Here is a 26,814-nt window from a genome sequence, read left to right as displayed (position 1 = left end):
GTCATCAAGTAGGGCCGTCCTCTGCCGACGCAAGGACGGAGCCGCCGTCGCGACAAAAATTCGGACTTGCAAGGGAGAAAACAATGCGCCGCCGCCGATTCCTCGCCATGACCACTGCCGCAGTCGCCACGAGCGGCCTGTCGCTTGCGGGCTGCACGACAACGGGGCCGTCGTCGGATGCGACGCCTGAAGCGAACGCCGGCAAGCGCCAGTCGATCGACGCCGACGTCAACGCGACGCTCACTCGTCTTTTCAATACCATCGGCGGCTCGCGCGAACTTGCCGACAAGGCGCGCGGCATGCTCGTGTTTCCTTCGGTGATCTCGGCGGGCTTCTGGTTCGGCGGACAGTACGGGCAGGGCGCGCTGCGCATCGGCGGACAGACGTCGGGCTACTACAGCATCACGGCGGCGTCGTTCGGCTTGCAGATCGGCGCGCAGTCGAAGGCGATCATCATGCTGTTCATGACGGACGACGCGCTCAACAGCTTCACGCGCAGCCAGGGCTGGGCGGCGGGCGTCGATGCGACCGTCGCGGTGCTGAAGGTCGGCGCGAACGGCAACGTCGATACGTCGACGGCGACGAGCCCCGTCGAAGCCTTCGTGCTGACGAACGGCGGATTGATGGCGGGCGTGTCGCTCGAAGGCTCGAAGATTTCCCGTCTGATCATCTGATTGCTTTGATGCTGCCTTGATGCGGCGCTTGTGAGCCTGCGACGTGTGCGGGCTCTTAACGAGCATGGCTGTGCGCGCTCTCGTGCGACATTCTGCCGCTCAGGTTTTGCACTCGATCTGTCGTCAAGAGACGGGTTGAAGTGTCATTTCCGTTGGGCGTCCGCAGACCCCGTCGATGCAGCAGTGAACCTGCGAGGCCGCCGGGCTTTGCCGGCGTGCGTGTGATGCAGACGTCTGCGAAGGTTCGCCGCTCTGAGCCAGTCGATGATAAACACGAGCAGCTACGCTATTCCCGTTTCACGCCTCATCGCGCGTCCGATGGTGACGTGCACCCCTGCCACGCCCGTGCGCGAAGTCGCGCGGCGCATCTTCGCGGAACGTTGCAGCTCGATCGTCGTGATCGACAACGGCATGCCCGTCGGCATCTGGACGGAACAGGACGCGCTCGCCGCCGGCGAGGATGCCGATGCACTCGATCGCCCGATCGGCGACGTGATGAGCGCGCCGCTTCTCACGCTCGATGCGGGCACGCCGCTCGGCGAAGCGGCCGTCCGTTTCAAGCAGTCGGGCATTCGTCACTTCGGCGTGGTCAGGGACGGCGCCTGCATCGGCGTGCTGACGCAGACGGACGTGATTGTGAACCAGGGCGCGGAATTTTTCCTGCGCCTGAAGCCGATCGAATCGATTCACGTGCACCCGCACGTCGCGGTGCCGGCGCATCAACCGCTGCGCGATACGATCGCGCAGATGCGGGCCCGCAAGCTCGATGCCGTCGTCGTCGAGTATGACGACGGCGAGCACGGCATCCTGACCGAGCGCGACGTGTTGCGTCTGATCGTGAACGACCGGCTCGACGGCGCGGTCGGTGATCAGGCGAGCCGTCCGTTGCAGTCGCTTGCGGCGACGCAGAGCCTGTACGCCGCGCAGCGCCTGATGCTGCAGCGGCATATCCGTCATGTCGGCGTGTGTGACGGCGACGGACGCCTCGCCGGATTGCTCAGTTTCGCGGACCTTCTGCAGAACATCGAAGACGAGTACGTCAGCGAGCTGCAAAACGCGGTGCGCGAGCGCGACGAGGCGCTCGGCCAGGCACGCTTCAGTCTGCGGATGGCGGACCGCGTGTTCGAGTCGGCGCTCGAAGGCATCATGGTGACCGACCGCAACGCGAAGATCGAGCGCGTGAATCAGGCGTTCACGCGTCTCACGGGCTATACGCAAGAAGAGGTGCTCGGGCGCGACGCGAGCCTGCTGAACTCGGGTCATCAGCCGCCCGGCTTCTATGTGGAGCTGTGGCGCTCGCTCGAATCCGACGGGCACTGGCAAGGGGAGATCTGGAACCGCCGCAAGAACGGCGAGCTGTATCTCGAGTATCTGACCATCACGAGCATTCGCAACAACCACGGCGAGATTTCGCACTACGCGGGCATCTTCTCCGACATCACGCAGCGACGTCAGACGGAAGAGCGGCTGCGCTACCTCGCGACGCACGATGTATTGACGGGGCTCGCGAATCGCGTGCTGTTCGAGGAGCGGCTCGAGCGGGCGATCATTCATGCGGGCCGCAGCAGACGCAAGTTCGCCGTGATGTGTCTCGACCTCGACCGCTTCAAGCTGGTGAACGACACGCTCGGCCATAGCGCCGGCGACAAGGTGCTCAAAGTGGTGGCCGAGCGGCTGCGCGCCGGTCTGCGCGAAAGCGATACCGTGGCGCGGCTCGGCGGCGATGAATTTGCGCTCGTGCTGGAAGACTTCAACGATGTCCGCGATGTGGGCCATCTTGCGGGAATGCTGCTCGACTCGGTGGGGCAGGCCATCGACCTCGGTGGACGCGAGATCTTCACCACGCCGAGCATCGGCATCAGCATCTATCCGGACGACGGCGTGCAGGCCGAGCAACTGATGATGCGCGCCGATCAGGCGATGTACGGCGCGAAGAGCCGTGGACGCAACGTGTTCCAGTTCTTCGAGAGCAACATGACGTCGTCGGCGATCGCGCAGCTCGAAACGCTCGGCGAACTGCACCGCGCGCTCGAGCAGAACGAATTCTGCCTGTACTACCAGCCGCAGTACGACCTGTCGAACGGCCGCGTCGTCGGCGTCGAAGCGCTGTTGCGCTGGCGCCACCCGCATCGCGGGCTCGTGCCGCCCGGCGAATTCATCGGCATCGCCGAGCAGTCGACGCTGATCGTGCCGCTCGGCCGCTGGGTGCTCCGCGAGGCGTGCCGGCAGGCGCGCGCGTGGCTGGATGCGGGCATCGAGTTCGGCCGTATCGCCGTAAACCTGTCGGCGCGTCAGTGCCTCACCGACGAGTTCCTGGGCGACCTGTCCGCCATTCTCAGCGAGACGGCGCTGCCGCCCGAGCGCCTGCAACTCGAACTGATCGAGAGCATGGCGATGAATACGCGCGAAGAGATCGGCACGCTGTTGCGCGAGCTGGTCGCGCGGCGCGTGAGCCTTGCAATCGACGACTTCGGCACGGGCTACTCGTCGCTCGCGTATCTGAAGGATCTGCCCGTCGATACGCTGAAGATCGATCGCTCGTTTCTCGGCAGCAGCGACGCGCACAATCCGGATCGCGCGATCATCCGCGCGGTCGTCGTGATGGGGCGCGCGCTCGGCCTCGATGTGGTGATGGAAGGCGTGGAGACGCCGGAGCAGCTCGCGTTCCTGCAAGACGTGGGCTGTCACCAGGGACAGGGCTACCTGCTGGCGAGACCGCAGCCTGCCGAACGGCTGACGGAACACATGCGGCACAGTTGCGATGCGGTTCTCGCGCAGCTGGAGAGTGCGTAGAACGCGTCACTTGATTCGGGCAATGCACGTCGGCAAGATTCCTTGCTCAGGGACATCGCACGAGCAAGGAGCCATGGCCATGATCGAAACGCGTCTGCCCGCCATCTACCGGGATTACATTGCATGCCTGAACAGGCAGGACTGGCCGGGCCTCGGACGGTTCGTTCACGATGACGCTATTCACAATGGCAAACGGATCGGCTTGGCGGGTTATCGCGTGATGCTGGAGCGAGACTTCGCGGAAATCCCGGATCTTTGCTTCAACATTCAGTTGCTGGTCTGCGATCCGCCCTTAATCGCAAGCCGATTGCAATTCGACTGCGCGCCACGGGGCGTATTTCTTGGCCTACCCGTGAATGGCAAGCGAGTCTCGTTTGCCGAGAACGTGTTCTATGAATTCCACGCAGACAAGATCAAGGAAGTATGGTCGGTCATCGACAAGGCCGCCATCGAAGCCCAGCTTTAGCGGTTAGGCATTCGTGGCGTCGTCCAAGCGCAGTATCAGGCGGCCGCTGCGCTCGGGCTCACGCCGCTTGCAACCTTTCGGCATGTCGTGCTGCCGCGGGCGATACGGATTGCGACGTCGCCGCTCGCCGGACAGTACATGAACGTCGTCAAGAATGCGTCGCTGACGATGGCAATCGGTTTCGCGGAACGGTCGTACGCGTCGCGGCAGGTCGATACGGAAACGCCTTGATCGCATGCGTTGCAGCAGGAACAGCAATTGCTCACATCATTGATTCCCATGCGGCACCGACGCATGCATGCCTCACCGACGCGTGCCGCTACCGCTCTTCAACGGACACAAGACGTTGCAACTTCTTCCTGTCTGCCTGGCCGTCTGCATCGCGCTCGGCGGCGCCTGGCTCGCGCTCGCGTGGCGCCGGCTCGAGGCCACGCCCGCGCTGAGCGGGGCCAGCCGCGCTGCGGGCATCGGCGGCGTCTATACGGAGGTCGGCCGCAGCCGGATGTTTCATCGCGTGCATCCCGGACCGGCCATGAGGCAGCAGACGATGCCCGTCGTGCTGGTCCACGGCCTTGTGATATCGAGCCGCTATATGGAGCCGCTTGCGAGCGCGCTGGGCCGTCACTTTCGCGTGCTCGCGCCGGACCTGCCGGGTTTCGGCGAAAGCCGTCTGATCGACGGCAGCCACTCGCGGACGTTGTCGCTTGCGCAACTCGCCGACGCGTTGCGCGACTGGCTGCGGGCGCTCGGAGTCGAAAGGGCGGCGTTTGTCGGCAATTCGTTCGGCTGCCAGATCATCACCGATCTTGCGTGCCGTCATCCAGATGTCGTCGACCGGCTCGTCCTGCAAGGTCCGACCACCGACCCCAACGCGCGCACGCTCATCAAGCAGGCGTATCGCGATCTCGTCAACGGCCGGCGTGAGCAGATGCGCTCGCCCGCCGCAACGGGACGCATCGACTACGCGAAGGCCGGCCTGCGCCGCGCGTTCGCGACGATGCGTATCGTGATTCGCGACAGGATCGAAGAGCGGCTGCCGCATGTTGCTGCGCCGACGCTGGTCGTGGCCGGCACGCGCGACGCCGTGGTGCCGCTCGAATGGGCGGCCACCGTCGCGCGGCTCGTCCCGCGCGGAACGCTTGCTGTGATCGAGGGAGGCACGCACACGTTGAACTACGTCTATCCGCACGCATTTGCGCTGGCGGTCGCGCCATTCCTGACGGCAGGCACGCACACTTTTGCAACCGAGGCCGAACGACCATGAACAAGGCGCCGCGCGGCATTGCCCGTTTCGATTCGGCGGCCGGCATGGCGCAGGCGCTGGCCGCGACGCTGCACGGCAAGCCGTTCGTGAGTCCGAGCAAGTCGCGCGTGCAGGACTGGCTGATGTCCTCCGCCAACAGGTTGTCGCCGCGCGCCCGCGAACGCTGCTACAGCATCGGCGGCATGATGGAAGGGATACGGCGGCGTCAGGTCCGCAAGCTGGACATCGAACGCATCGCCGAATGGCTCGCGGGACTGTATCCTCAACGGCAATACGATGCGGCCATCGTCGGGTCGTCGAATGGCGCGCTGGTTCATCTCGCGGCCGCGCTGCGGATTCCGTGGCTGCCGCAGACGTTCCTGTGCCCCGTGCGCGCACCGTTCAGCGACCCCGACGACGCGCAGCGCGGTTTCAACGAAGGCCGCCCGATCGTCGATGCGTTGCTCGCCGCCGACGAGCGCATCGCGGTCCATCATATGCAGGACCCGAATCAGGACAGGCTGATGCTGCATGCGATGCACTATTTCCGCCTGAAGCATCTCGCGCTGCCGCTTGCGTATCGCGAGTTTCTGCTGAGCAGCCTGCGGCCCGGCGGGACCTTGTACGTGAACGCATGCACGCGCGCATGGCCCGTCACGCGCACGAGCTCGCGCTCCGTCTATCAGTTCGGCGCGACGGGCGGCGCGACCGAGGACGACTATCTGCACGGCGGCCCATCCGTGAAAGCGAGCCTCGCGCGCTACGGCAGCAAACGCACGCACTGGGCGCCGCCTGCGCCCAACGACATCGCGCCCGAAGCCGAGTGGGGCTTCGACGAACGGCTGATGCGCGACATCGAATGGCTGGCCGCGCAGATGCGATGGCGGATCGTGGAGATCCGCTACGAGGAGCCCGAGAGCCTGAGCTTCGTGACGGCAGCCGTGTATCGCGACTGGTATCGCGACGTGGGCATCGTTCCGCGCAGGCTCGTCGTCGATTCGTTCCTGCTGATGGAACCGCTCACCACCATGCGTCTTCACGCGCTGCCGTTCTGGCTGCTGTTCTGCGTCGAGTCTTCGGCGGATGCGTTGCAGCGTTATCTGCAGACGCAGCCCGCATTCGACGAAATCGACATGATGCTGTTCTCGCATGGCGTCGAGAGCATCGGCTATGCGCCGATCGATCGCTGGCGCGCGCTGCTCGATACGGCGAAGAGCGAGGGCCGCTTCGCCGGCGTCGATACGGAGCACTATCCGCGCGACTTCGCGACGTTCGCGCGTTTCGGCCGCGCGCTTGCGCGCCTGCAACCTCAATTCCCGACACCACTTGCATTGAAGTGCGCGCGCTTCGAAGCGCTTCTCCAACAGCATGGCGCGGCGCATCGCGTGCAGTGCGCCGAGCGCGCGTCCGTGCAGGGCGCGACGGCATGAGCGAAACGGTGCGGCTGATTCTGCTGTCGCTGCTTGCCGTTGTCCTCGCCGGTTATGCGATCGTCGTCGCGCTGCTGTTCTGGCTTCAGGGGCGACTGGTCTATCCGCTCGAACAGATCCGAGGCGTGGCGCGCAACGCGGCTGCCGATCGCATCGAGCCTGTGACCGTGCGCACGGCAGACGGTCTCGTGCTGCCGGGCCGTTATGCGCCCGCAAGCCAACACGACGCATTCACCGTCGTGCTGTTTCATGGAAACGGAGAAGACCTGTCGCAACGCGCGCAAATCGCGCATGACCTGATCGCGGCAGGGCATGGCGTGTATCTCGCCGAATATCGCGGCTATGGTGGCGCGCCGGGACATCCATCCGAAGCGGGCCTGTATGCGGATGGCCGCGCAGCACTCGACTTCGTCGCGCAGCGCACGAGCAGGATCGCCGTGCATGGGTTTTCGCTCGGCACGGGTGTCGCGGTGCGAATGGCGTCGGAGTACGAAGCGCTTACTGCGCTGATTCTCGAAGCGCCGTTCACCAGCATCGCCGACGTGGCGAGAGCGCGCTTTCCGTTGTTCGCATTGCGCTGCATGGTGCGAGACCGGTATGACAACCTCGCCAGCATCGGCCGCGTGCGTGCGCCCGTGCTGATATGCGGCGGCCTCGCCGACGCCGTCATTCCACCTGTGCAATTCGCGCGGCTCTACTCGGCTGTCCGCGCGCCGCGCCGGCTCGAAATGATCGATGGCGCGGGACATGTCGATGTGTGGGAACAGGGCGCGCGCGAACACGTATTACGTTTTCTCGACGATCTGCGACGCGTGAGCGCCGCCGTCGAAACGGATCAGCACCACGGGCAGACTGCGCCGCACGATGCGTAAGCGCCGCGTGCAAAAGACGCACCTTGTAGACGCGTCTTATGCGAGGTGGCGGCGGCGATGCGAGCTGTCCGATCGACAACGTTCACGCGTTCGCATCGCCGCTTCTTGCGCTTGCCGTTACGTTATCGCCGCACGACGCCCATCAGCAGCGTCACGATGAAGATCACGAGGAAGATGAAGAAAAGGATCTTCGCGATGCTGGCCGCGCCCGCAGCGATCCCGCCGAATCCGAAGACGGCGGCAATGATCGCGATGATGAAGAAAACCAGAGCGTAGTAAAGCATGGTATGGATCTCCTTTTGGGGCCGCGCCGGGTTAGCGCGTGCGCTTCACAGGGACTGAGCAACCGTCGTGCCGTCGTCTCGTGAAGCCGGAAAGCGGGTGTCCGCGCGTCGGCTGCGCTGGACCAGAGGGCCGCAGTGCAAGCGCTGGCCTTGGAACGTCGGGTGCACAACTCCGGCTGTAGCGATTCATCAACGGAGACAGGTGATGTCCGGATGTCGCGTCTTCGCCGTATGGCCAGCCTGCTGTCGAGTCGGATATCACGAGTGCCGCCTTGTACTTTCGCAGCAGGGCCACGAACTCGGGTGTGCCAAAGCTCGGGTGACGAATTTCGATTGCGTGCCGAACGCGTCGGTTCACATCGACGTCGACCCAGGGATCGCTGACGCGTGCATCGTGTTGCGCGGCGAACTGCGCTGCGGACGCGAAATCCATGGGCAGCAGCGCGAGGACCGCTTCGAACGAATCAGGGACGAACGCAAAGTTCGGCGGAAATTGCCACAGAAACACACCGGGCTTTTCGCGCAATGCGAGCACGCCGGAGGCGAAGAAGTTCGCCGTTGCCGGGCGCGCGGTTTCGTCGCGGAAGCGCAGCATGTGAGTCGGGTAGCGCGGACCCTTCACGCTGAAAAGGAAATTGCGTGGTGTTGCGTCGTACCGCGACAGATCGCTCTCGACGGTTCGCAGCGAATGATCAGGTTTAGCGTGAATCAGGTTTAGCGTGAATCAGGCTGAGCGTGAATCAGGCTGAGCGTGAATCAGGCTGAGCGTGAATCAGGCGCAAGCGCGCATCACGCGCTGCCGATCAGCTTCAGCCCCGCCGGCAGCGATTCGCCGAACACACGTCCGGTGTCGGCCTCGTCAAGCGCGACCGTCTCGCGCACCATTCTGATCCACATGGGCGCCGCGCCGACCGCTTCGAGCCGCCGGATCACCGTTTCGCGTGCTTCGTCAGGCAGGTCGCGCGAGCGGTCGCCCGTCATTCGCGACAACTGCACGGCGGCGAACGCGGCGGGCTCGACTTTCTTCCAGTCGAGCGCGAGCACGGCATCGAGCCACGGCAGCGCGACGTCGGGCGGCACTACGCCATGCGCGCTGCCATAGAACGGCAGACGCGCGCCGATGCGCCCGATCGCCCACCACGTCTGGTGATTCTCCGAAGGCTTGCGCAGCCTTTCGAGCAACTGCTGCGCAAGCGCGATCTTGCGATCGACGGAAATGCGTTCGAGCGATGCCTGCACGCGAATCATGTCCGCATAGCCGACCTTCGCGGGATCGAATGGCAGCTTCTGTTTTTTGATGCTCGCGGCTTGCAGGAAGTCCATCGCATCGAGCAGCTGCAATTGCGCGTCCTCGTTCAGCCCGCCCGCCGCGCGTCGCCACAGCGTCCACCATTCGGACCAGACCTGGCTTTCGTGGATGTACTGAATGCCGTCGTCGAAGATCGTCCAGAGTTGCTCGACGCGCCATTCGTCGAGCGGATAGCCGAAGCCAGGCCGCACGCAGTAGCCCGTGAGGTTGAGCCACAGCCGCTCGTGAGCGGCCGAGCGCCGTCTGCGCTTCGCGCGTTCCCACAGTGCGCCGAACAGTTCGCGCAGCAGCGCGACGTCCCAGTTGTCGCGCGGCCCGAGCGTCTGTTCCAGTTGCGCGCGCAGCCGCTTCACTTCGTTCGGGCCCACGTCCGACGAACGCGCGCCGAACGAACGCTCGATCAGCTCGATTGCGTGATCGAGTGACGGATGGCGCCCGGACTCAATTACCTCGTCCGTTGCGGCCGCCGCCTCGTCGCGCCGCAGTTCGAATTGCAGCAGCCAGCGTTGCGAAGGATCGTCGGTGGCGATGCAGGTCACTTCGAGCGTGCCGACTTCCGTCATCGAAGTCGTCAGCCGGACGGGGCGCTCGTCGGCGTCCGCCGCGTGCCGGCGTTGCACGACGGTCGCGATAGGGGGCAGGCGCACGAAGTCGCCTTGCGACAGATCGGCGAGCTCGCCCGGCGCGAAGCGCGTGTCGGCGACCGTCGACATCAGGTGAAAGCGCACGGGTTGCCCCAGGCGCAGCGCGAACACGCGATCGTCGAGATGCACTTCGTGCGCTTCTTTCGTGCCGCGCGGCAACAGGCAGATGCCCTGATCGCCTTCGAGCACGAGGAAATAGCTGCGCGCCGAGCCGCCGCCGATGCGCGGTGCGTTGCCCACGCGCGCAAGGCCATACGCGACGGCGCCGCGCGCGACCGCGACATCGGGATGGTCGTTGTGCAGCACATGCAATGGCTTGCCGCGCCATGCGCCGAGCGTTTGCGCGAGCCGCTCCGTCAGCGGCTGCGCGCGGAACACGCCGCCGTTGAGCAGCAGCGTGTCGGGCACGGGCAGCGTGTCGGCGTTGTCGCCGTTTTGGCCGCGTTGGTCGCATTCTTCGGAAGTGCCCAGCGCCTCGCGCGATTGCGCGGCGAGCCGCTTCAGAAACGCCGCGACGTGACGCGTAACGGCGGCATCGCTCGCATAAGGCAGGCCGAACTCGACGATCGCCGCGCGCGAGCGGCGCGGCATCTCGTCGGCGGCGACCTGCGGAAAGAATCCGTCGACAACGACCTTTTCGATCTCCTCGCGCGTCACGTGCGCAGTGCGTGCGCCGCCGATCAAGCGCGAGCCCGCGCCGAGCAGCGTGATCGCGACGGACTCAGGCGCGTTCGCGTCGAGCAACTGCTCCTTCGCGACGCGGCAGCGTTCGACCAGCTGCGACAGGCTCGCTGCCGACAGCCGCGTCTGGCCGTCCTGCGTCTGCGACAGCCGCGTCTCGACGAGCCGCGCGAGCGCGAGGTCCATGTTGTCGCCGCCGAGCATCAGATGATTGCCGACGCCGATGCGCGTCAGTTGCGGCTCGCCGTTTGCGTCGATCTGCACCTTGATCAGCGTGAGATCGGTGGTGCCGCCGCCGACGTCGCAGATCAGCACGAGCCGCGTGTCGGCAAGCTCGCCGCCGAGGCTCGCGCGATGATGGAACAGCCAGTCGTAGAACGCCGCCTGTGGTTCTTCGAGCAGCCGCAGCGCCGGCAGCTTCGCGAGACGCGCCGCTTCGAGCGTCAACGCGCGCGCGCCTTCGTCGAATGACGCGGGCACCGTGAGAATCACGTTCTGCTGTTCGAGCGGCGCATCGGCGAAGCGCGCATTCCACGCGGCCCGCACGTGCGCGAGGTAGCTCGCGCTCGCGGCGACGGGCGAGACTTTCGCGACGTCCTCCGGCGCACCCCAAGGCAGGATCGGCGCGAGCCGGTCCACCGACGCATGCGACAGCCAGCTTTTCGCGCTCGTCACGAGACGCCCGGGCACCTGCGCGCCGAGCGTGCGCGCAAGCCGCCCGATGATGGGCGCGGGTTCGTCCCGCGATCCATCGCGCGTTTCATCCGTTGCGCGCGACCACGGCAGTTGCAGGTCGCCGGGATTCAGCTCGCCCGCCGCCGGGTGATAGCGCACGGACGGCAATAGCGGCTGCGCGCCCACTTCGCCGGGGCCAACCAGTTGCTCGACCTCGAACACGCGGATGTCGTCGGAGTCCGGCTCGACATACGCGACGACAGTATTGCTCGTGCCGAGGTCGATGCCGACCGTGTAGCGCCTGACGGCTTGTGGCTTTGGCTGCTTCGGCTGCTTTCGCTTCATCGATGCGTAGATGGTCAACCCTGTGGTCAGCCCTGCGCGCCGCCGCGCACGTCGAACTCGACTTTCCAGCGCTCGTCGGTGCCGCGGGGGATGATCGCTTCGAGTTCGAGCGTGCCCGTTTCCGTCACACGCGCGTGCAGCTTGACGGGCACGACTTCGCCAACCGTGCGGCCTTCCGCCGGCAGCGATGCTTCGATCTCTTCGAGCTCCTGCAATTCGTCGGGCGACCAGTAGTCGAGCATCGTGCCAACCTGATCGAGACGCCGCACCGACGAGCCGAAGAAGCGAAAGCGCACCGGCTCGCCGACGACGAGGCCAAACTCCTGTTCCGGCAGCGGCGCATCGGTGCCCTCTTCCATGCCGAAGGGCGCGACGCACAGCGCCGAGATGGGCGGCTCCATGCCGGGCACGGCGGGCATCGCCGATTCGATCGCGACGTAGTATGAGCGCGCCGTGCCGCCGCGAATGCGCACGCCGCGCCCGCGCTTCACGTAGCCATAGTAAGCGGCGCCGCGCGCCACGGCGAGATCGAGATCGGCGCCTTCGAGCAGACGCGCCGCCGCGCCGCCATCGGCCACGAGCCAGCCGTTGAGCGTGGTCATGATGCGCTCGACGAGCAGCGGCGACTTGAACACGCCGCCGTTGAACAGCACGGCCGTCGGATGCAGGAACGTTGCATTCGGTTCGAGCGGCAGCTGCCCGGACCCCTGCGACTCTCGCAGTTCCGCGAGCGCCGCGACCTGGCGGCCGAGGAACGCGGCGAGATGGCGCGTGACGCCCGCGTCCTGCGCATACGGCAGACCGAGTTGCGTGAGGCCGGCGCGCGTGCGGGCAATGGGCCGCGCCGACGCGTCGATTTGCGGGAAGAAGCCTTCGAGAATGGTCTGCGTGAGCTCGTCGCGCGTGAGTTCGGTGCGGATCGATCCGCCGATCAGCTTCGAGCCTCGGCTCGGCACGACGAGGGGAACGGCATCCGTCGACGGATCGGACAGCAGCGTTTCCTTCGCGCCCCGGCACGCGTAGGTGAGGGCGCGCAGTTGCCACGGATCGGCCTGCGTGCCTTGCGACGCGAGCTTGCGCGCGACCACGTGCGCGAGCGCGAGGTCCATGTTGTCGCCGCCGAGCAGGATGTGCTCGCCGACGGCGACGCGATGCAGTTCGAGATTGCCTTCGCGCTCGATCACGGCGATCAGCGAGAGGTCGGTCGTGCCGCCGCCCACGTCGACGACGAGAATGATGTCGCCGATCCTGACCTGCTTGCGCCATGCGCCGTCGCTCTTCTGAATCCAGCTATAGAGCGCGGCCTGCGGCTCTTCGAGCAGCGTCATCTGGCCGTAGCCGGCGGCATTCGCGGCTTCCGCCGTCAGCTCGCGCGCGGCGGGATCGAACGACGCGGGAATCGTCACGGTGATTTCCTGCGCGTCGAACGGCGCGTCGGGGTGCGCGTGATTCCACGCTTCGCGCAGGTGCGTCAGATAGCGCACCGAGCTTTCGAGCGGCGACACGCGTGTCACTTCGGGCGGCGCGTCGCTCGGCAGAATGGCCGCGCGCCGGTCGACGCCCGGATGACACAGCCAGCTTTTCGCGCTCGACACGAGACGGATTGGCGTGCCCGCGCCACGGCTGCGCGCCATCTCGCCGACGACGAATTCGCGTTCGCCCGTCCACGGCAGCGCGAGATCGCCGGGCGTCAGTTCGCTCGCATGCGGCAGGTAGAGGAACGACGGCAGCAGATCGAGATCTTCGATCGCGCCGGGCGCCGTGAGCTGCGTGACGGGCATCACGCGTTGGTCGGTCTTTTCGCCGTCGCTGGTGGCGAGATCGACATACGACAGCGCGCAGTGCGTCGTGCCCAGGTCGATACCGATCGAATAGCGCGGATCGCTCATAGTTCCACCTCGGCGGGAGCGAGCACGGTGGCGTCATGGCTTTGCGTGAGCTTCGGCAGGCGCACTTCGGCGACGCGCCAGCCGCGATGGCTGATGCTGCCCGTAAACGGCGCCTTGCCGACCACATTGCCCGTGAGGCGGATCGCCGTCGCGTCGAAGCCGTCGTTGATCGTCACGCGGCTGCCTTCCGCTTCGTCGCGCACGGGGCGGATCGTGAAGTGCTCGCGCAGCGTCGCGCGGCAGCCGTCATGGACGAGGCGCGCGGCGGCGCCGATGTCGGCGTCCGAGTACTTCGCGATGTCTTCCTCGACGAAATCGATGAAGCGCGCATCGCGTTGCAGGAGACCGAGCAACTGGAGCGCGGCGTCGGGCGTGGCTTCCTTGATCACAGGCGCGGGAGCGGGCGCAGGCCGGGGCGCCGGTGCGGGCGCCGGTGTCGCCACGGGAGCTGCGGCAGGAGCGGGCGCCGCGCCGCTGCGCAGGCGCAGCACGCTTGCGGCGAACTCGCGGTCGCCGAGGATGCTGAAAAATGTGCCGAAGGCAAGCGACAGCCTGCTCATCAGCGAAACGTTCGGTTCGGTCATGAAAGATCGCTCCTGATTCTCTGGATACTGCCGCGGCGCGCGGTGCCGCGCGGCCGCATGGGCTCGGGGCGGATGGCCGTGGCCGCCGGAAACGGGCGGCTGCCTGTGCGCCAAATCCGCGTCAAAAGCGGTATTTTGCCTTGTTATGAGCCGACGACGGCTCAGAGTCTGATTCCGGCACAAGAATGGCGGCCGGATTTTACGTCCTCAAGTAAGAATAAGCGGCATCGTCCTGTCATTTTTTGCGGCGAGGATAGCGGTTCGAGCGGGCACGTTGGGCGTACCGATTGCCTACAATCTCCATCGGCCGCCTTGCGTGCGTCGATCCCGCGAAATTCCATGAGGCGGATGTTCGGGGCCGTTTCGTCGAGTGCGGCGCTGTCGCCTTCAACCGGTTGTCTGGAGGAAAGCCATGAGCATTTTCAGCACGATCCTCAGCAAGATCTTCCCATCTAGCCATCCCGCCGTGCAGGCCGCGACGGCGACGCCTGAAGCCGCGCCTGCCGCCGAGGCCGCATCGGCACCCGCCGCAGCGCCCGCTGCCGAACCTGTCGATGTCGAGGCCATCCTGACCTCGCTCGCCGACCAGAATCCGGAAAAGCTGAACTGGCGCACGTCGATCGTCGATCTGATGAAGCTGCTCGGGCTGGACAGCAGTCTCGCCGCGCGCAAGCAACTGGCCGAGGAACTCAAGTACAGCGGCGATACCAACGACTCGGCCGCGATGAACATCTGGCTGCACAAGCAGGTGATGACCAAGCTTGCCGAAAACGGCGGCAAGGTGCCCGACGATCTGAAGAACTGATAGAGCTGATCGGCCGCGTCCGCCCGGCGCGACGCGATCCGGCCGTGCGCGGAGACGCGCGGCGCGCGTGGGTATGGCACTTGCGAGCACCCGATGATCATGAAGCTCGCGACGTTCAACATCAACGGCATTCGTTCACGGCTTCCCGCGTTGCTCGAATGGCTGAAGCGGGAAGCGCCCGACGTCGTGTGTCTTCAGGAGCTGAAGACGCCCGATGCGAGCTTCCCAAAGGCCGAGATCAACGCCGCCGGTTATGGCGCGATCTGGCATGGGCAGGTGTCGTGGAACGGCGTCGCGATTCTTGCGAAGGACAGCGAGCCCGTCGAGACGCGTCGCGGCCTGCCGGGCGATCCCGACGATACACATAGCCGCTATATCGAAGCGGCCGTCGACGGTCTGCTGGTCGGCTGCCTGTATCTGCCGAACGGCAATCCGCAGCCGGGGCCGAAGTTCGACTACAAGCTCGCGTGGTTCGAGCGGCTGATCACCTATGCGAAGAAGCTCGCCGACTGGGGGCATCCCGTCGTGCTGGCGGGCGACTACAACGTCGTGCCGACCGATTTCGATATCTACAATCCGCGCTCGTGGCTCAAGGATGCGCTGCTGCAACCGGAGAGCCGCGCGTGCTATGCGCGCCTGCTCGCGCAGGGCTGGACGGATGCGTTGCGCACGCGCTTTCCCGACGAACAGGTCTTTACGTTCTGGGATTACTTCAGACAGCACTGGGAGAAGAACTCGGGGCTGCGCATCGATCATCTGCTGCTGAGCAAACAGGTCGCCGCGAAACTGCGCGATGCGGGCGTGGACCGTTGGGTGAGGGGCGAGCCGCATGCGAGCGATCATGCGCCGGCGTGGGTCGAACTGGATCTCGGCGGGCAGCGCGGCGAGCCTGGGCGCGCGGCGTCGGAGAACAGAGACGCTGATGGAGATGCAGAGGTTGGACGCAGTGCAGCGAAGGTGGCTGTGAAGAAGAATGCAGCGAAGAAAAGTGCGGCGAAGAAGAGTGCAGCGAAGGAAAGTGCAGCGAAGGAAAGTGCAGCGAAGGAAAGTGCAGCGAAGGAAAGTGCAGCGAAGGAAAGTGCAGCGAAGAAAAGTGCCGGGAAGAAAACTGCGGCGAATAAAACTGCGGCGAATAAAACTGCATCGAAGAAAAGTGGAGTGAAAAAGTAGCGGCACTCGCCTCGCGCATAGCAACATCACGTGCGGAAATGCGGCAATACGTCGGCGGCCAGTTCCTCGATCACTTCGCGTACAGGGCGATCGGAAGTCAAGTTCAGTGTCACATGATGCGTGCCGTTCCCGCGCATGTCGTCTAGCAGTTCAAGCAGCGCATCCCGTCCCGCGCGATAGCCGAGCGAGAGCGGCGTAGCGCGCTCATGCGGATCGCCGCTCAGATCGAGCCGCATCGCAATGCCGAACGCGCGAAAGCCGGGCGTCGGCAGACGTTCGACGGCCGCGCGCCACATGCTATGTCTCGCGCGCTGGGTTTCCGGCTCGCGGTGATACGTCATCCAGCCGATCGAATGCCTGGCGATCCAGTCCACGCTCTGTCCGCCCGAGCCGACGGCAAGCATCGGCACGGGCGAAGGCGGCTGCGGCAAGAGCATGAATTCGGGCGCGTCTTCCGGGCGACGATCGGCCACCACGCGCGGCGCTTCGCCCAGCGCCGCAGCTACCGTCTCCCAATGCACGCGATACAGTTCGCGCCGCTCTTCGCCATCGCGCCCGAACGCTGCGTATTCGGGCGGCCGGTCGCCGGAACCCAGCCCGAGAATGAAGCGGCCATTCGACAGCGTTTGCACGGAGCCCGCGCCCTTCGCGATATGCAGCGGATGACGCAGCGTCAGCACGATCGCGCCGCTGGCGAGCGCGATCCGCGTCGTGTGCATCGCGAGCGCGCCGAGCAGCACCCACGGATCGAGATGACCCACGGGGTCGGGATAGTCCGCGCTGTTCAACGGTACATCGCGTACCCAGAGCGCGCGGAATCCGAGTGCATCCGCGAGCGCCGCGAGTTCCACCTGTTCGCGGAAGTCCGCGACGACATTGCCCACGCGCAGCAACGGCAGCGTCAGTCCGATCGACAGACGGCCTTCGGAAAACACCCGGCGTTCCGTGGTGGATGCAATTGAGTTCATGAACGTGCGCCACCTGCTGCCGCGACGCTTGCGACGGTTGAATGGAAGCCGATCCTAGCATCGGCGCGCGAATCGCACCGGCAACGGGCACGACGACCCTGAGGACCGCATGGACAACGCGCTGGCATCGGCGCGCGGTTTCCCATTGTTTGAAAAACGGGAACTGTGATTTCAATCTATGAGCATAGAAGTTTGATAGGACTCGCCTAAACTCATCCTCAACCGACGCCGCACCAGAACATCCGGTTGCGATGCGTTCCTGATTCAACACTTTCCGGAGTCACGTCATGAAAACCCGTCTTATCGCAGCTTTGCTCGTCGCCGTATCCGCAGCCGTTGCCGCACCGGCTTTTGCGTCGGGCTACGGTCCCGCACCGTTCTATCGTCCTTCCGTCGGCGCGCCGGCTTCACAACACGGCGTCAGCGCTCAGACGATCGTTGCGGAACGCAGCCAGGCTGCCGATGCGAACAGCGCCGTCGGCGGCGTGGCCGATACATCGTCGGCATCGGGCAGCCGTCAACCGGCCGAAGCCGCTCGCGAAGCGAACGTGTTCAAGGGCCACTGATCGCCGCACGCGGCGCGTGCAGCGCGCCGCACCGACGACGATGGCGACCATTGCAGGAGGTTACGGCATGAGAGCGTTTTTCGAAGGACTGGTGTTGCTGGCGGCAGTGATCGTGTATTTTCTGCCCGCCATCGTCGCCGATTCACGCGAGCGCGACGACGCGTTCGCACTCACGGTCTTCAACGTATTGTTTGGCTGGACGGTGATTGGCTGGATCGCGGCGTTCGTGTGGGCGCGCCATCGCGTGAGCGAGAAGCGGCTCGCGAATGTCGCGACGAAAACGCGCCGCTCGATCGGTCGCGTGACGATCGCGAAGCTGGTCGCGCGCTCGCACCGTGCACGTCTGGCGCGGCGTCAGCCAACGGTATCCGTGTTGTAGCGGGTTTGGTGCACGAAGCCGCCGGTCTTTGAGGCCGGCGGTTTTGTTTTTGTGCGGAGCATGGAAGCGCTTGCTCGAACATCAGTCACTCGGCTCTCACACACACGGCCGGTACGGATTCCGATCTGAATCGACTTTCGATCACAGCGCAGGCGTCGACCCGTTGAGCCCCACGTCGTGCAGCGCGTCGCGCAGATTCTGCACGAATGCATCGGCGCGCTGGTGCCGGCTCTGCTCGCGTGGATCGTAGCGGCGATTCAGCGCGAGCACATCGACGATGCCTCGCGTCGAGACGCTCGTGTCGAGATCGGAAATGTCGGTGACTTTAGCCCACGTGCAGCGTGTGATTTCGTTGCTGGGCACAGGGGATTGCCGCTCGTCGATATGCGCGGCGAACACGTGATGACAGGTGCGCGTGCCCGCGAATGCGAACAGGTACTGCATGCCGATGGCTTGAAGGCGTGTCTCTTCGATCAGTTCGCGCACGGCGGCCGCTTCGAATGACTCATCCATTTCAGGCTTGCCGCCCGGCAGCGACCAGCGTGAATTCGCCTTGCCGACCAGCAGAATGCGTGTGCCCACCCTGCATACAACAGTCGCACGCTGCTTCACAGTGTCTCTTCCATGTAGGGACGCAATAGCACCGGATTGAGCAGGCCGTGTGCCGCGCGATGCGATGGCGCTCTCAGCCGCCATTCGACCGTATTGTCCGCTGATGGTGCGCACCGCACGTGACACCTTTATGACAGCCCTCATCGGAGTGACGCAACGCTGTCACATGCATCGGAGAACCTTGATTGCGACCACGCGCCGCCGCGCGCGATGCCATCTGAAGCGCGGCATCGCATCGTACTGGCGGCGTGCCTGCAACGGCCGGTCGAAGCGGCCGGCGAGCGTCGAGGTGAATCGATGAATCCATTGTCCACGCAGCACAATTTCCAGAGCCTGTCGTTGAAGGATCTGCTCGAAGCGCGCGATCTGTATCACTGGCATCTGTCGAACAAGGCCAATGTGGTCGGCACGGCTGTCGGGCTGTATCTGATCCGTACCGATGAACCGTGGCCGGACCAGCACGCCGATACGAACGGCCACGATGTGCGCAACGCCAGGGCGAAGGGCATACGCATATTCGACAACTCAGAGGTGCGGCCTTATTCATGGCCCGCCGTGATCGTGCTGGTGCGAGACTGGATCGATGCGACGGAGTTTGGTCATGGCAAGGTCGATCCCGATCATATGGTGCCGCGCACGCTTTACATGCCCGATGGCCGCGCGGTGCCCGTCTGCGTGGTCGCCGTCGAGCCGACCGAGCCCGCGACGAACGCGCCCACGGATGCACGCTGGCCTTCGACATACATCGGCGGCGGCTGCCCGTTGATTGCGGATGCACAGGGCATCGAGCGCACGGCGAGCGTCGGTTGTCTCGTCACCGATGGACATACGGTCTACGCGCTCACCAACCGGCACGTGTGCGGCGAACCCGGCTCGTCGGTGAAGGCGCTGTTGCGTGGCGCAGTTTCGGAAGTAGGCCTCGCATCGGACCGGCAACTGACGCGCGAACCGTTCACGGATGTGTTTCCTGAGTTCGCAGGCAACCGCAGCTTCATGACGCTCGATATCGGGCTCGTCGAAGTGCACGACGCCAACGACTGGTCGAGCCAGCCGTTCGGCATCGAAGGCACCATCGGGAACATCGTCGATCTGAACGAGCTGAGCCTCAACCTGCAATTGATCGATCAGCCGGTGACGGCGTTCGGCAGCGCATCGGGCGCGCTCGACGGCACGATCAAGGCGCTCTTCTATCGTCACAAGTCGGTCGCGGGCTACGACTACGTATCGCAGTTTCTGATCGCGCCCGCCAACGGCAGTCGGCAAACGCAACCCGGCGATTCGGGCACGTTGTGGTATCTGGTGTCATCGGAAAGTGCGGAAGAGGAAAAGGGAACACGTAACGGGTCCGCGCGTAATGGCAAGAAGCGCAACGTCGTGAAGAGCGCGCGCCGTCTTTATCCGCTTGCGATCGAATGGGGCGGACAGGCGCTCGCGAGCGACGGCGACGGGCGGCTGAACTATGCGCTCTCGACGGGCCTGAGCACCGCATGCCAACTGCTCGACGTCGATCTCGTGCGCGAGCATAACGTCGGCGCGAATCCGTTCTGGGGACAAACAGGCCACTACAGCATCGCGACGGCGGCAATCGAGTCCGTGAAGCAGGGACCGTTGCATGATTTCCTCGAAGCGAACGTCGAGCGCATCAGCTTCCGGCTGAATGAACTGACGCCGGAGCAGATCCGCGAGAAGCTTGCGCGCGGCGATTTCGTCGAACTGGCGGACGTGCCTGATCTCATGTGGAAGAAGACGCCCGATCGCGTACCAGGCGGGCGCGACTATGCGCAGAACGCGGGCCCCGAGCATCCGAATCATTACGCGGACATCGATCAGCCCAACGCCGACGGCAAGACGCTGCGCGATATGACGCTCGACAACATCGCCAACATGAGCGTGGCCGTATGGTCGAGGTGGTATGCGGATGAAGGCGAAAAGGACGCGCGCAATGAAGGTCTGCTGCCGTTTCGCGTGTGGCAGATTTTCGACGAGATGGTCGCGCAGCTGAAGGCGCGCAACGACACGAAGTTCCTGTGCGCGGCGGGCGTGCTCGCGCATTACGTTGGCGATGCATGCCAGCCCTTGCATGGCTCGTATCACTCGGACGGCTACAAGGATGCCCCTGGCGCAACTGCGAAGAAATGGCCCGGCAAGGGCGTGCATTCGACCTACGAGGACAAGATGGTCGACCGTCATTCGAGCGACCTGCGGCCGCAGATCGGACCGCAGGCGAAAGCGTTCAAAGGCAAGATTCCCGCGATCAAGACCGGCCGCGATGCCGCGTTCGCGACCGTGACGTTGATGAGCGAGGCGGCGCAAATTCTTCCGCCCAGCACGCTGATCGACGAGTACGTCCGTCTGGGCGGCGGAAGTTCGGCGCGTGTCGTCGATGGTCTATGGGCGGCCTTCGGCGAGGACACGGCGAAACTGATGGGCGCGGGCGCACGTTTTCTCGCTGCGATGTGGGAAGCGGCGTATGCCGTCGCCGATACGTCGCTGCCTGCGGGCGCGCGTGAAATCGACGAGCAGGCGCTCGCGCACGTGTATCAGGACAAGACGTTCGTGCCGTCGCTGACTATCGACAAGATTGGACCGGTGATTGGTTGAGCGCTTTTATCGCGGCGCTACATCGCCGCGAGCTTCCTGCTCTGTTTCAGCAGGCCGTCGAATATCGCCGAGGCGAGGTCTTCCGGGAAAGCGGCGGGCAGTTGCGCGGCCACGGTGTCGATGACGTGCTGCGTGTCATTCGTCACCGACGCGATCAGCGCATCGACGGCATCGGGTGCCAGGCCGACCTGCTGCGCTTGTGCGATCCAGTGCCGCCGCACGATCTGCGCGATCAGATAGTGATTGCTCGTGCCGCGCACGGCCATCGCCATTTTCGCTTTCTGCATCGGGATGCGGTTCGCGCCGCGCCCGATGATGGGATGCGCGGACAGCACGTCGTACAGCGGCGTCGCGCGATAACGATTGCCCGGTAGATGCGTGATGCTGAAATTCTTCGCGTGACCGTCGGTGGCCGCAAGCAGCCAGAAGACCAGCTGCGTCTTGAAGAAACGCGTGGTGTCAGTGGCGGCATCGACCGATCCCGCCAGTATCTCCATCACGGTGTCGATGCCTGGGCCGCCGTCCGCCTGGTACTTCACGATGGGCGGCGTGCCCGTCGCCTGGCACATGTCTTCCTGCGGCAGGCGGACGATCCACGTGCCGTCGCTCGACAGCCTGCGATCGAAGCGCTCGACCATGAGTGCCTTCTGATCGCCGAAATGCGCGATCTCGCACGCGGCGACGGGCAGGCCATACGCTTCGACGATCTTCGAGCAAAACCATTCGTTTTCGACCGACGTGCGCATGTCGGCGCGCATGTTGCCGACGAGTCCCAACGGGAGCTTGAGAATGTGCGTGGTGGGCGTGCTGCCCGAGGGCAACACCCAGCGGCCCTTGTGGCGCAGCAACGCTGTCTTTTCCTGCGCGCCGGCGATGGACAGCCGCAAGTCGCCCGCCTGATCGCGCTGGCCTAGCGGCGCGGCTGATGTCGTGTCGCGCAGCAGGCGGCCGATGTCATCGTCGGTGAGCGTGTCGCCGCTGATGCGGTAGAGGTCGGCGGGGGCCTCGCCTGGCGGCAGCATCTGGATCGCGCCGACGCAGTCGCGCCCGAGCGCCGCGAGCAGATCGAACGGCGCCGTGCCGGCCGTGCGGTAGCGCTGCGCCATCCGCCGCCGGATCGGCTCGCTGTCGGGCAACAGGTTGTCGAAGAACGCCGACACGACGGCGCCGCGATAGGGCTGATTGCCGGGCGTGAATGGCAACGAAAGTGACAGCGGACGGCCCTGTTCGTCGGCGATCCAGTCGTCGAGGTAGACGAGCCGCTCGCCGCCGCTGGCTTTTTCCCAGTAGCCGACGGCGAGACCGTTCATCCACAGGTCGAGTCGTTGTGTCTGTGAACCGCGCCGCATGCTTACCAATTCTCGCGCTTTTTCGGCGATGTTGCCGCTTGCTTCGCCTTGACGGGGGCGGGCGCTTTTCGGCCGGACGTAGCCTCGTGCGCAGCCATGCGGGCGCCCGGCACTGTCTTGCCCGGCTGCGCCCGCTTGCCGGTCTTGCGCGCGGGCGCCGCGCGTTTCGTCCCGGCTTTGCGAGGCGTTGCCGGGGGAGCCGTTGAGACGTTCCCATTAGTGGCGGCTGCGCGGGTCGACGGCGCCATCTTCGCAACGGGCGCCGTGTTCGCCGGCGACGGCGCATCCTGACTGAGCGTGATGCCGGCGTTCAACAGCCGCAAAACCTTGAACAGCCGCTCGACCCCGGCCGCAGCCGGATTCGCCTCGAACTGCGCATAGCTCTGCTGCGTGATGCCGAGCCGCTCGGCGAGCATGGCCTGCGTGAGTCCCGCGGCCTTGCGAAAGCCGCGCAGAACGGGCCGCAGCTGGCTGAGCGTCTTGACGGAATAATCCACGGCGGGCCTCGAAAGGAGACAGTTGAAGGCGGGCAGGCAAGGGTGCGCATGCGTCGCTGCCTGTCGATCAGGATACAGGTCAAAGACTGTATTGGCAATATACAGTCTTTAGACTGTAAAGAGAAAATACAGGCTTGAGTCTGTGGCGATGCGCATGTCTCCGCGCACGGCCGTCCCGCGTTACGCAGCGCACGAAAAACCCATGCAGCATCGGCAAAAGATCAGGGAATCCACTGACGCGGATCGCGTGCCGATCGGCGACGTCCGGGAACGCCAAGTGCTGACGAGGCTTGTCCGCCCGCTCGATCCGTCGACAGCGATCTCAACGGCACCCCCGGCGGCCCTTACAAAAACGGAGAACGACATGAGCGATCATCAGTCTTCGAATGCACCCGATCCCACGCGCCGCAAGATACTGGCTGCGCTCGCGGGCACCGTCGCGTTGTCGGCTTGTGGTGGAGGCGGGGGAGGCGGAGGCAGTTCGGGGGCGACGAGCGGCATTCCGCCCGATCGCGCCAATCTGCCGAGGCCCGCGTTGCCCGATCCGGCCACGTCAGGCGTCGATCACATCGTGCTCGTCACGATGGAGAACCGCTCATTCGATCACCTGTTCGGCTGGGTGCCGAATGCGGAACATCAGCAGAACCGCGAGTTCCCTGACGCATTCGGACAGACTCAGTCGTCGTTCGCGTTGACGTCGAACGCGGCATACGGCTTCCAGGCCTGCTCGTTTTCCGATCCGAACCATCAGTACACCGGCGGCCGCACGCAGCTCGCCAATGGTGCGATGAACGGCTTTTTGCTGACGCCGGGCACGAGCCTCTTGCGCGGCGATCTTCTGCCCATCGGCTATTTCGGCGCGGCCGACCTCGACTTCTATCGCGGCGCCGTTACGCAGTATACGGTTTGTGATTACTTCATGAGCGGCATTCTGTCGGCAACTTTCCCGAACCGTCTTTATCTGCATAGCGGCGAAACCGACCGTCTCAACGACAGCACCGACACGAGTTCGCTGCCGACCATTTGGGACCGGCTTGACGCGAAGAACATCTCGTCGACGTATTACTTCCACGACGTGCCGATCACCGCGTTGTACGGCTCGCGCTATGTCGGCCGCTCAAAGCTCTTCGCGAATTTCCTTGCGGATGCGGCGTCGGGCAATCTGCCGTCGTTCTGCATGGTCGATCCGAGTTTCGCGGGAGAAGTGCAGGGCACGTCCAACGACGATCACCCGCATGCGGACGTGCGCAACGGCCAGGTCCTGCTCGGCCAGATCTACGACGCGCTGCGCACCGGGCCGAAGTGGAGCACGACGCTGATGATCATCGTGTACGACGAATGGGGCGGTTTCATGGAGCACGCAGTGCCGCCCGTCAGACCCGTATCGACGGCTGAGCAGGGCGCGGGCAATGACGGCCGCCTGGGATTTCGTGTGCCGTGCATGATGCTCGGACCACGTACGCGCGCGAACATGGTGTCGCGCTATCCGTTCGATCCCAGCTCGATCCATCAGCTGCTCGCATGGCGCTTCGGTATCGACCCGTTGGGCGTGCGCGCAACCGACCCCGCCACCTTCAACATGGCCTATGCGTTGGACTTCAGTGATGCTGCGCGAACCGATGCGCCCGCCATTGCAGTGACGCAGGGAATCTTCGGTGTCGCGTGCTCGACGGCGGGCATCATACCTGGACTCGGCGGCGTCGATCAAAGCCAGCAGCTTCCGTCGAGCGCGGCATCGTCGACAGCTGTCAATCAGCCCGGCGGCCGCTTTGCGGATTTACGCGCGAAAGCGACTGCGCTAGGTTTTCCAGGCGGCATGTAAATTTTGCGCAGCCTTCGTGAGGCATTTGCGCGGCTCGATAAAAATACGGCTCTGCAACATGCGTATTGCAGAGCCGTGTTTCATCCAGAGCGAACTCGTACGAAAAGTACTCAGGCTGCTTCCTTGCGGTTCTTGCCCGGCAACGTTTCGACGGCACTCTTGTCGGACTGCGGCACCAATCCGACGGGACGGTGCACGTCGTGTGTGGCGAAACCCTGCTCACGGCTCGGCACATCGAACCAGTCGCGATGCGAGAACGAATCGCGAATATCGTCGAGGCCGCTTTGCCAGTGTTCGAGCATCGTATCCATGCTGAACTCGTAGTCCTTGTAGTGGCCTTCGTATGGCTTGTTCTTGTAGATCAGATGCACGACGTTGATCGCGCTGCCATCCGCGGCCGCTTCTGCAAGCCGGAATAACGGGTCCGCTTTCAGCACCGACGTAGGCACGTGTTCGAGCAGTTCCTTGATGAAGCGTGCGTGCTTCTGCCGCTCCGCGAGCATGTTGGTGATCGCGCGCGTCCGGCTCGAGTACTGAATGTCTTTTGCGCGCTCCGATATGTCGAGAAAATCGCCCGGCGCATTGCCTTTCGCACTCCACAAATCGACTTGAAAGACGAGCGTGTCCTTGTGATCCGAATCACGAAGAACTTCCGTGAGCGGCGTATTCGAAACAAGTCCGCCGTCCCAGTAGTATTCACCGTCGATTTCGACAGCAGGAAAGCCCGGCGGCAATGCGCCCGACGCCATGAAGTGCTCCGGCGCCAGACGCATTTTCGCGTTGTCGAAGTACGTGAGATTGCCTGTGCGCACATTCACGGCGCCCACGGACACACGAATCTTGCCGTCGTTGATGCGATCGAAATCGGCGTACTGTTGCAATGTCGCCTTGAGCGCGGCCGTGTCGTAATAGCTCACGCGGCTCGGGTCCAGCTTCGCGAGTCCGGCAACGGGCAACGGAAAACGCGGCGCGAAAAATCCCGGCTGGCCTTCCGTCAATGCGCGGCCCGCGGCCCACATGCTGGCCCACTTGCGCGACAGGTCTTGCAGGCCCAAGCCGGGCAAGGTCCACGCACTGACGCTGCCGACCCAGTCGAGCGGATGGCAGATCGCATTCCAGAATCCGCGTAACGCTTCCACGCGTTTTTCCGGCGCATTGCCAGCGATGATCGCCGTATTGAGCGCGCCAATCGACACGCCCGCAATCCAGTCCGGTTCGACATTCGCCTCGGCCAGCCCTTCGACGACTCCCGCCTGATACGAGCCGAGTGCTCCGCCGCCTTGCAGCACGAGCGCGATCTCGTCGTAGCGCGGCAACACAAAGGCATCCGGCCGCGCGCTGATTTTTTTTGTGTCGCTGCGCATGCAAGCTCCTTACTGCATCGACCAGCCGTGACTGACGATCACCGACTGTCCCGTCAGTGCCGCCGATTCGAAACCTGCGAGGAACGCAACCGTATTGGCGACGTCGTCGACCGTCGTGAATTCGCCGTCCACCGTTTCCTTCAGCATCACGTTCTTCACGACTTCTTCCTCGGTGATGCCGAGTTCCTTTGCCTGTTCGGGAATCTGCTTCTCGACGAGCGGCGTGCGGACGAAGCCCGGGCAAACGACATTCGCGCGCACGCCACGCGGACCGCCTTCCTTCGCGACGACGCGAGCGAGGCCTAGCAGGCCGTGCTTGGCCGTGACATAGGCCGACTTCAGCTTCGACGCTTCATGCGAGTGGACAGAGCCCATATACACGATCGAGCCGCCGCGCTTGCTGTCGTACATGTGTCTGATGGCCGCTTTGGTGGTCAGGAACGCGCCGTCCAGATGAATTGCGAGCATCTTCTTCCAGTCGGCGAACGCATAGTCCTCGATGGGCGCCACAATCTGAATGCCCGCATTCGACACGAGCACATCAATACCGCCGAGTTGCTTCACCGCGCTGTCGACGCCCGCATTGACGGCTTCTTCATTCGTCACGTCCATTGCAACGGCGAGTGCCTTGCCGCCCGCAGCGACGATGCTTGCCGCGACTTTCTGCGCGGCCTCGAGGTTCAGATCGGCAATGACGACGGAAGCGCCAAGGCTTGCCATTTTGCGCGCGCATTGTTCGCCGATGCCGCTTGCTGCGCCCGTGACGAGCGCGACCTTGTTTTGCAATGACAT

The 26,814-nt window shown here is 64.5% G+C and carries 22 protein-coding genes and 2 pseudogenes; 13 read left to right on the top strand and 11 right to left on the bottom strand.

The window, feature by feature from the left end:
• Nucleotides 1–83: 83 nt before the first annotated feature.
• The 7 genes and pseudogenes from GCT13_RS07980 (at nt 84) to GCT13_RS07955 (ending at nt 7,478) form a co-directional block, all read left to right on the top strand.
• A complete protein-coding gene (locus tag GCT13_RS07980; RefSeq protein WP_152756658.1) occupies nt 84–674 on the top strand; it encodes a BPSL1445 family SYLF domain-containing lipoprotein in 591 nt (196 codons plus the stop codon).
• Between the two features lie 264 nt (nt 675–938).
• Nucleotides 939–3,467: an EAL domain-containing protein gene (locus tag GCT13_RS07975; RefSeq protein ID WP_152756656.1), complete on the top strand. Its 2,529-nt coding sequence runs from the start codon at nt 939–941 to the stop codon at nt 3,465–3,467.
• Nucleotides 3,468–3,546: 79 nt separating this feature from the next.
• Nucleotides 3,547–3,933: an ester cyclase gene (locus tag GCT13_RS48230; protein ID WP_193727602.1), complete on the top strand. Its 387-nt coding sequence runs from the start codon at nt 3,547–3,549 to the stop codon at nt 3,931–3,933.
• Between the two features lie 6 nt (nt 3,934–3,939).
• Nucleotides 3,940–4,158: pseudogene (locus GCT13_RS48225) on the top strand (ABC transporter permease subunit); the annotation flags it as partial.
• 73 nt (nt 4,159–4,231) lie between these two features.
• Nucleotides 4,232–5,197, top strand: coding sequence for an alpha/beta fold hydrolase (locus GCT13_RS07965; protein WP_152756654.1), 966 nt, complete (start codon nt 4,232–4,234; stop codon nt 5,195–5,197).
• Nucleotides 5,194–6,606 (top strand): hypothetical protein, encoded by a 1,413-nt coding sequence (locus tag GCT13_RS07960; protein WP_152756652.1) that lies wholly within the window; start codon nt 5,194–5,196, stop codon nt 6,604–6,606. Before GCT13_RS07965 ends, GCT13_RS07960 begins: the two co-directional genes overlap by 4 nt.
• Nucleotides 6,603–7,478, top strand: a complete 876-nt coding sequence (locus GCT13_RS07955; protein ID WP_152756650.1) for an alpha/beta hydrolase — start codon at nt 6,603–6,605, stop codon at nt 7,476–7,478. The genes GCT13_RS07960 and GCT13_RS07955 overlap by 4 nt, the downstream gene beginning before the upstream one ends.
• 122 nt (nt 7,479–7,600) lie before the next feature.
• On the opposite strand, the gene GCT13_RS07950 is transcribed toward GCT13_RS07955, so the two are convergent.
• From GCT13_RS07950 to GCT13_RS07930, 5 genes are all read right to left on the bottom strand, one after another.
• Nucleotides 7,601–7,762 carry a DUF1328 domain-containing protein gene (locus tag GCT13_RS07950; protein WP_087739237.1) on the bottom strand — a complete coding sequence of 54 codons (162 nt, stop codon included), beginning with the start codon at nt 7,760–7,762 and terminating at the stop codon, nt 7,601–7,603.
• Between the two features lie 31 nt (nt 7,763–7,793).
• Entirely contained in the window at nt 7,794–8,426 is a 633-nt protein-coding gene (locus GCT13_RS07945; protein WP_227746761.1) for a DUF72 domain-containing protein, read from the bottom strand.
• 125 nt (nt 8,427–8,551) lie between these two features.
• The gene (locus tag GCT13_RS07940) at nt 8,552–11,416 is read right to left on the bottom strand and encodes an Hsp70 family protein (RefSeq protein WP_152756646.1); all 2,865 of its coding nucleotides are present in this window, start codon (nt 11,414–11,416) and stop codon (nt 8,552–8,554) included.
• Nucleotides 11,417–11,442: 26 nt separating this feature from the next.
• Nucleotides 11,443–13,305, bottom strand: a complete 1,863-nt coding sequence (locus GCT13_RS07935) for an Hsp70 family protein (protein ID WP_152756644.1) — start codon at nt 13,303–13,305, stop codon at nt 11,443–11,445.
• Nucleotides 13,302–13,889, bottom strand: coding sequence for a DUF2760 domain-containing protein (locus tag GCT13_RS07930; protein ID WP_090865371.1), 588 nt, complete (start codon nt 13,887–13,889; stop codon nt 13,302–13,304). The genes GCT13_RS07935 and GCT13_RS07930 overlap by 4 nt, the downstream gene beginning before the upstream one ends.
• Nucleotides 13,890–14,301: 412 nt before the next feature.
• Here GCT13_RS07930 and GCT13_RS07925 point away from each other — a divergent pair, with 412 nt between their 5' ends.
• On the top strand, nt 14,302–14,694 hold the full coding sequence (locus GCT13_RS07925; protein ID WP_152756642.1) for a DUF3597 domain-containing protein: 393 nt from the start codon (nt 14,302–14,304) through the stop codon (nt 14,692–14,694).
• Nucleotides 14,695–14,793: 99 nt separating this feature from the next.
• Nucleotides 14,794–15,588: pseudogene (gene xth, locus GCT13_RS07920) on the top strand (exodeoxyribonuclease III); the annotation flags it as partial.
• 302 nt (nt 15,589–15,890) lie between these two features.
• On the opposite strand, the gene GCT13_RS07915 reads toward xth, so the two are convergent.
• Nucleotides 15,891–16,832: an LLM class oxidoreductase gene (locus GCT13_RS07915; protein ID WP_152756640.1), complete on the bottom strand. Its 942-nt coding sequence runs from the start codon at nt 16,830–16,832 to the stop codon at nt 15,891–15,893.
• Between the two features lie 287 nt (nt 16,833–17,119).
• Between GCT13_RS07915 and GCT13_RS07910 the strand changes: the two genes are divergently transcribed.
• The gene (locus GCT13_RS07910; RefSeq protein ID WP_152756638.1) at nt 17,120–17,398 is read left to right on the top strand and encodes a hypothetical protein; all 279 of its coding nucleotides are present in this window, start codon (nt 17,120–17,122) and stop codon (nt 17,396–17,398) included.
• A gap of 67 nt (nt 17,399–17,465) precedes the next feature.
• Entirely contained in the window at nt 17,466–17,777 is a 312-nt protein-coding gene (locus GCT13_RS07905; RefSeq protein WP_152756636.1) for a superinfection immunity protein, read from the top strand.
• 141 nt (nt 17,778–17,918) lie between these two features.
• Here the strand turns inward: GCT13_RS07905 and GCT13_RS07900 are convergent, their stop codons facing one another.
• Nucleotides 17,919–18,389 carry an NUDIX hydrolase gene (locus GCT13_RS07900; protein ID WP_407670759.1) on the bottom strand — a complete coding sequence of 157 codons (471 nt, stop codon included), beginning with the start codon at nt 18,387–18,389 and terminating at the stop codon, nt 17,919–17,921.
• Between the two features lie 297 nt (nt 18,390–18,686).
• Here GCT13_RS07900 and GCT13_RS07895 point away from each other — a divergent pair, with 297 nt between their 5' ends.
• Nucleotides 18,687–20,990, top strand: a complete 2,304-nt coding sequence (locus tag GCT13_RS07895) for a phospholipase C/P1 nuclease family protein (RefSeq protein ID WP_152756633.1) — start codon at nt 18,687–18,689, stop codon at nt 20,988–20,990.
• 17 nt (nt 20,991–21,007) lie between these two features.
• On the opposite strand, the gene GCT13_RS07890 is transcribed toward GCT13_RS07895, so the two are convergent.
• Together GCT13_RS07890 and GCT13_RS07885 are read right to left on the bottom strand one after the other, a co-directional pair.
• Nucleotides 21,008–22,339, bottom strand: coding sequence for a type II toxin-antitoxin system HipA family toxin (locus GCT13_RS07890; protein ID WP_152756631.1), 1,332 nt, complete (start codon nt 22,337–22,339; stop codon nt 21,008–21,010).
• A gap of 2 nt (nt 22,340–22,341) precedes the next feature.
• On the bottom strand, nt 22,342–22,836 hold the full coding sequence (locus GCT13_RS07885; RefSeq protein WP_321574240.1) for a helix-turn-helix domain-containing protein: 495 nt from the start codon (nt 22,834–22,836) through the stop codon (nt 22,342–22,344).
• Between the two features lie 364 nt (nt 22,837–23,200).
• Here GCT13_RS07885 and GCT13_RS07880 point away from each other — a divergent pair, with 364 nt between their 5' ends.
• Entirely contained in the window at nt 23,201–24,658 is a 1,458-nt protein-coding gene (locus tag GCT13_RS07880; RefSeq protein ID WP_152756627.1) for an alkaline phosphatase family protein, read from the top strand.
• A 110-nt stretch (nt 24,659–24,768) separates the two neighbouring features.
• Here the strand turns inward: GCT13_RS07880 and GCT13_RS07875 are convergent, their stop codons facing one another.
• Nucleotides 24,769–26,022: a DUF3734 domain-containing protein gene (locus GCT13_RS07875; RefSeq protein ID WP_152756625.1), complete on the bottom strand. Its 1,254-nt coding sequence runs from the start codon at nt 26,020–26,022 to the stop codon at nt 24,769–24,771.
• Nucleotides 26,023–26,031: 9 nt separating this feature from the next.
• Nucleotides 26,032–26,814 carry a 3-hydroxybutyrate dehydrogenase gene (locus GCT13_RS07870; RefSeq protein ID WP_152756623.1) on the bottom strand — a complete coding sequence of 261 codons (783 nt, stop codon included), beginning with the start codon at nt 26,812–26,814 and terminating at the stop codon, nt 26,032–26,034.

It is taken from the genome of Paraburkholderia franconis, assembly GCF_009362735.1.
Lineage (GTDB): Bacteria > Pseudomonadota > Gammaproteobacteria > Burkholderiales > Burkholderiaceae > Paraburkholderia > Paraburkholderia franconis.
The sequence above is the reverse complement of the archived record's forward strand: the minus strand, read 5'-3'. Positions and strand labels throughout refer to the sequence as shown.

Excerpts from the sequence above, each read along its gene's own strand:
- GCT13_RS48230 (WP_193727602.1), top strand. The coding sequence starts at position 3,547 with ATGATCGAAACGCGTCTGCCCGCCATCTACCGGGATTACATTGCATGC.
- GCT13_RS07960 (WP_152756652.1), top strand. The coding sequence starts at position 5,194 with ATGAACAAGGCGCCGCGCGGCATTGCCCGTTTCGATTCGGCGGCCGGC.
- GCT13_RS07895 (WP_152756633.1), top strand. The coding sequence starts at position 18,687 with ATGAATCCATTGTCCACGCAGCACAATTTCCAGAGCCTGTCGTTGAAG.
- GCT13_RS07950 (WP_087739237.1), bottom strand. The coding sequence starts at position 7,762 with ATGCTTTACTACGCTCTGGTTTTCTTCATCATCGCGATCATTGCCGCC.
- GCT13_RS07875 (WP_152756625.1), bottom strand. The coding sequence starts at position 26,022 with ATGCGCAGCGACACAAAAAAAATCAGCGCGCGGCCGGATGCCTTTGTG.
- GCT13_RS07955 (WP_152756650.1), top strand. The coding sequence starts at position 6,603 with ATGAGCGAAACGGTGCGGCTGATTCTGCTGTCGCTGCTTGCCGTTGTC.
- GCT13_RS07935 (WP_152756644.1), bottom strand. The coding sequence starts at position 13,305 with ATGAGCGATCCGCGCTATTCGATCGGTATCGACCTGGGCACGACGCAC.
- GCT13_RS07880 (WP_152756627.1), top strand. The coding sequence starts at position 23,201 with ATGAGCGATCATCAGTCTTCGAATGCACCCGATCCCACGCGCCGCAAG.
- GCT13_RS07930 (WP_090865371.1), bottom strand. The coding sequence starts at position 13,889 with ATGACCGAACCGAACGTTTCGCTGATGAGCAGGCTGTCGCTTGCCTTC.
- GCT13_RS07890 (WP_152756631.1), bottom strand. The coding sequence starts at position 22,339 with ATGCGGCGCGGTTCACAGACACAACGACTCGACCTGTGGATGAACGGT.
- GCT13_RS07975 (WP_152756656.1), top strand. The coding sequence starts at position 939 with ATGATAAACACGAGCAGCTACGCTATTCCCGTTTCACGCCTCATCGCG.
- GCT13_RS07965 (WP_152756654.1), top strand. The coding sequence starts at position 4,232 with ATGCCTCACCGACGCGTGCCGCTACCGCTCTTCAACGGACACAAGACG.
- GCT13_RS07905 (WP_152756636.1), top strand. The coding sequence starts at position 17,466 with ATGAGAGCGTTTTTCGAAGGACTGGTGTTGCTGGCGGCAGTGATCGTG.
- GCT13_RS07910 (WP_152756638.1), top strand. The coding sequence starts at position 17,120 with ATGAAAACCCGTCTTATCGCAGCTTTGCTCGTCGCCGTATCCGCAGCC.
- GCT13_RS07915 (WP_152756640.1), bottom strand. The coding sequence starts at position 16,832 with ATGAACTCAATTGCATCCACCACGGAACGCCGGGTGTTTTCCGAAGGC.
- GCT13_RS07940 (WP_152756646.1), bottom strand. The coding sequence starts at position 11,416 with ATGAAGCGAAAGCAGCCGAAGCAGCCAAAGCCACAAGCCGTCAGGCGC.
- GCT13_RS07925 (WP_152756642.1), top strand. The coding sequence starts at position 14,302 with ATGAGCATTTTCAGCACGATCCTCAGCAAGATCTTCCCATCTAGCCAT.
- GCT13_RS07980 (WP_152756658.1), top strand. The coding sequence starts at position 84 with ATGCGCCGCCGCCGATTCCTCGCCATGACCACTGCCGCAGTCGCCACG.
- GCT13_RS07870 (WP_152756623.1), bottom strand. The coding sequence starts at position 26,814 with ATGTCATTGCAAAACAAGGTCGCGCTCGTCACGGGCGCAGCAAGCGGC.